The following is a 4049-nucleotide window of genomic DNA, read 5'->3' on the forward strand; positions in this document are numbered from 1 at the left end:
CCTTCCTCCGACTTGAACCATCTTAATTTTGAAAAATGGCATTGAAGGAATTTCTTTATTTATAACTATATTAGGGATGTTAATAATGGTATTTTATAGTGATATGAAAAAATTAATTATTAATGAATTTAAAATAAAAAGAAGACCGAACTAGAATAACAATCTAGTTCGGTCTTCTTTTTATTTGTTTACTTGGAAAACTTAATTAAAGTTTCTTAATTATTACTTGTTCGCCATCCTTCATAATGGCCTGTCCATGAATTTTTACTTACTTCAGTTGCTCCTTTTAAATACCAAGTCACTCCATCCCACTCTTTTACAGTAGGTATTTCCCCTTTTGATTTGTAACCAGGAAAGTCTTGTTTTTCTTTTTTCTTAACAAAACTTTTTTTATTATCAATCGTTTTTAATTTTACACCTGTATCAGTAGGTGTTTCCGCAAGTACTCCTCCAGCACCAGATAACATAATTCCAGTTGCTAATGTTCCAATTATTACTTTCTTGAACATGAAAAATCCCCCTTTTTTGGAATGAATATTACATAAATAACAATACCATATTATTTGTATTTTCTAACATTTGAATTTATTTATAAATATTTAATTGAATATTCAAACTATACAATTAAAATGAAAAGATTTAAAAATAATTAGTTCTATTAGTAGTGAATCTCAAGTCAATGATTGGAAGAAAACTAAATTATTTATGGGGTAAGAAGTATAGAACTCAAACTTTTTTTTGAATTTATATTCAAAAGTTTACTTTCAAATTAGAAAAGGCTAGTCCCTCGATACCCTTTTTGGAAATAAAGAAAAGACACCCTAAGGCGCCTTCCTTCGACTTGAACCACCTCATATTAATGCAGTATAAATTAATAAAATAATTTATATAAATATTTTGTTATACTTCCATGTCCCCTAGCTGATATAATGTATAAGGAAATTATTGGCTAATTAATAGTACATATATATTTGGTGTACTGCCAATATCTTAACGAAAATACATACTAAGCAAGATTTGACATGAAAAAGCGTTGATTTTACTACTCTTAGCGATATCTCCAACAAATGCACTTTAATGTAAAAGATGCGCCTTCTCCAGTAATTATGGATGATATTTTACTGATTTTTATAAAGATGAATTATAAGAGGTTTACACTCTTATTTATAAGCATCTAATATTTTTGGATACACACACATTAGATAGATCTAAAAGGGCTGTTATAAACGAATATGAGAAGCCTTTTTAAAAGATATTTTCTGGTTTAATATTTTTATTAGAAATGAAATGTTTGTTTTTTAAAGGGGGTAGCGATATTGATAAGATTTATAATGCTTGATAATAAACAAAATGAATTTAATTTCAAAAATTATACAGATGAATTAATGCGTAAAGTTGAACAAACTTTAAATTTAACACACTTATCATTTAATCATACTGAGGAATCTAAACGTAGTTGTTCTCTAATCTTAGCTGAAAAAGAATATTTTGTTGACTTTAGCATTATGTTTAATCTGCTTGGGGCTGATCAACTAAGAGTAGATATTTCAACAAAAGAAAATACTGCTGTTGATAAGGATTTACATGATTTGAAAATAATGTTGAAAGACCTAATGGTAGAAGAATGGATGCAATGTGTTTGGCTTGTAGATTATCAATCAGAAGAATTTGCTGAAGATCTATATAAAAATATTCACTCTGTTGAAAATAGTTTACGACGTCTAATTAATGCTGTTTTATCTCATCATTTAGGAATTGAATGGTGGAGTTTCATGCCCACTCACTTAACAAAAAAATATTCCCAAAGAATCAATGGTTATCGAGAGAAAGCACCAGGATTTAAAGATGTCTATGCAAATTTGTTATCCATTGATACTAGCGATTTGATTAGCATTCTAAAATTCAAGACATATAAGATAAAAAGTCAATCAATTTTTAACACACCTGACCCTTTTTCACCTGATTCATTGGTTCATAATCCAGCTCTTGTTCAATTTCAATATATTATGAGTGATATTATAAATAATGATAAATCAATAGAAGATCATAGAGCTGATTTGACTAAATTATTAGAGGAACAAATGGAAGTAGATATAGATTTTTGGGAAAGTTTTTTTTCTCCATTATTTTCTTGTACACTAAGGGAGTTTAGTGGGAAATGGGAGAATTTTAGTAAGGATAGGAATCACGTAGCTCATAATAAGTTAATTGATGATAAGCTCTATCGAAAATTTAAGAAGGTTATGGATGATTTATTTGGGAAAATAACCGAAGCAGAGGAAAAGTTTGAGGAGGTTCTAAAAATAAAATCTGATGACTTCCTAGAATATATGAAGATGTACGAAGCTGAAAATCTTCATAGAGTCCAAATCGAATCTAGACAGGCCATTGCAGAACAGGCAGGAATAGAGATTCTGAGTCAAGATCAAATCTTTTTCTTATTTCTAGAGCATGTTCATGAAACTTTTGGAAATATTAGCGATACAATTTACTATAGAACTGATATTGATGTGACTTATGATGAACCTGAAACATTAGAATCAGAAAAGATATTCGAGGTTAAAAATAATATTCTTGGAACAAGTATACATGTAGATGCGGATACACTAATAGACGAAGAAGTTGGATGCACTAGTACATTGAAACTATCAGTTTATTATAATGCTAATCTCAAGGAAAACTTTGAAATTAGTTTTTTAAATGGTGAGGCAGAATATAATGATGATCAAGGTACTTATATGCCTAAAATAGCAGATGAGCTTGACGTTTCAGATTTAGAAAAAATAGAGAATTATATCTTTGGATTATTAGAAAAAGAGATGCCAGAGATTTCTGAGGATGATCTTGCTTCCTTTATTCGTGAAACTATAAAAAGAAATTCTGGAGATTTTTGAGAATAATCTTGCTTTGTTTGTGTGTGAAAGGTAGGGGGAATTAACTACTTTAAAATAACAGTTTTTAAAGTAGTTAATTTATGTTTAATAATATATAGAAGGTGAGAACATAATGAATTGCAACAATGGTAGTTTTACTAACTATGCCAAACAAGATAAAAGTGGGTGGTACTTGCTTGTATGGAATAAAGAAACTAATAAAATCGAGAAAAATTTCGATTATAAAAATATACAGAAAATAAAAGGTGAGAATATCACTACAACAGCCTTAAATTATTTGAAAAAGGATGGGTTGTTTCATACTGTTGATACGAAAAATGTATTGAAATATGAGATAACTCTTCTTTTTTATCAAAAAAAGAAAGTCACAAGTCGCTATATCATGAAATATAAGGAAAAAATAAACGCTATAGATGGTTATTATGATGGATGGGAATATACAGTGAAAAATGAGAATGGAGTGTTTGGAACTTATGATAAAGATTATACTTTCTGGGAAGCACATAAAGTTCCGCTATCACTAACCTTATTTCAGATATTTTGCATATTATGCTTGTATATATTTCCAGAGCAAATAACTATTTTTATTAAAGAAATAATGTATAAGGACTACAATTTGGAAACTTATGATAAATATTATAATTTGTTAAGTGGAGTAGTTGCTTTTGTACTGTTTATTGTAGCAATAATCAATTCTACTTTTACTATAATAATTAAAGATTTGATTAAGCTGCATTATTTAAAAGATAATCAAATAAGAATTATTTGGTCAATTGTTATTTTTGAAATGCCTGTCCTCATAGCTACACTCATAACAGCATGGAAAATAAGTCAGGTTGTAGGAGGAGCAACTTTTAACTCACTGTTAATCTTTAGTATTATATTTATGATTATGAAAACTGGATTTACATACTTCTTAGAAATAGAAAAAAGGCAGAAATAATTAAAGGTAGTGTTTAGTGACAATAAAATTGTTTAAAAAGATGGTATGGAATTTAGATTCTCATACCATCTTTTGTTACTTCTCTGTATAATAAAAAATGAATATTTCAAGCTAACGAATTAGCAGTTTGCTATTTAATTTATATGAGTCGTGCATATTCTGCGGGGCTTTTTTTCATAAAGAAAAGACACCCAAAGGTGCCTTCCTCCGAC

3 protein-coding genes are annotated in these 4049 nt (G+C 28.6%); 2 read left to right on the top strand and 1 reads right to left on the bottom strand.

Features of this window, described 5'->3' with window-relative positions:
• Positions 1-215: 215 nt before the first annotated feature.
• Complete coding sequence (locus HMPREF2590_RS00005) at positions 216-509, bottom strand: LCI fold-containing protein (protein WP_000475237.1); 294 nt, start codon at positions 507-509, stop codon at positions 216-218.
• A gap of 807 nt (positions 510-1316) precedes the next feature.
• Here HMPREF2590_RS00005 and HMPREF2590_RS00010 point away from each other — a divergent pair.
• Together HMPREF2590_RS00010 and HMPREF2590_RS00015 are read left to right on the top strand one after the other, a co-directional pair.
• Positions 1317-2894: a hypothetical protein gene (locus tag HMPREF2590_RS00010; protein ID WP_070861231.1), complete on the top strand. Its 1578-nt coding sequence runs from the start codon at positions 1317-1319 to the stop codon at positions 2892-2894.
• 112 nt (positions 2895-3006) lie between these two features.
• Positions 3007-3837 (top strand): hypothetical protein, encoded by an 831-nt coding sequence (locus HMPREF2590_RS00015; protein WP_000995774.1) that lies wholly within the window; start codon positions 3007-3009, stop codon positions 3835-3837.
• The last annotated feature ends 212 nt before the right edge of the window (positions 3838-4049 follow it).

Source organism: Bacillus sp. HMSC036E02, assembly GCF_001836235.1.
Lineage (GTDB): Bacteria > Bacillota > Bacilli > Bacillales > Bacillaceae_G > Bacillus_A > Bacillus_A cereus.